The 411-nt window shown below is 63.7% G+C and carries 1 protein-coding gene; it reads left to right on the top strand.

Features of this window, described 5'->3' with window-relative positions; translation table 11 throughout:
• Window positions 1–142 precede the first annotated feature (142 nt).
• Window positions 143–411, top strand: a 269-nt coding sequence (locus tag EN955_RS34680; RefSeq protein ID WP_164769980.1) for a DEAD/DEAH box helicase, incomplete at its 3' end; no start/stop codon positions are given.

Below are 411 nucleotides of genomic sequence, written 5' to 3'. Positions count from 1 at the left end.
ACCCGGCGAGGCGGCTTGCCCTGTACAATGGCGGCGGCGCGAAGTACGAACGATTGGATCGTTTGGCTCGTGGCGCTTCTGGCCCTCGCCGACGGATGACCCATTGCGGGGCATAAAAGAATCCGAATTCCGAAAGAAGCATATGTCCAATTTCGAAGCTATTGACCCCGCGCTTGCAAAGGCGCTGGAAAAACGCGGCTATGTCGAGCTGACGCCGGTGCAGAAGGCGGTTCTCGAGCTCGGGCAGGCCGATGCGCGGGTTTCGGCGCAGACCGGCTCTGGCAAGACCGTTGCCTTCGGGCTGGCTCTGGCGCCGACTCTTCTCGACGGCGCGGAGCGCTTTTTCCATGCCGCAGCACCGCTGGCGCTGGCCATCGCGCCTACGCGGGAGCTCGCTTTGCAGGTGACGCG

Source organism: Mesorhizobium sp. M7A.F.Ca.CA.001.04.2.1 (genome assembly GCF_003998485.1).
GTDB lineage: Bacteria > Pseudomonadota > Alphaproteobacteria > Rhizobiales > Rhizobiaceae > Mesorhizobium > Mesorhizobium ciceri.
Note: the sequence above shows the minus strand (reverse complement) of the source record. Positions and strands in the feature narration are given on the sequence as shown.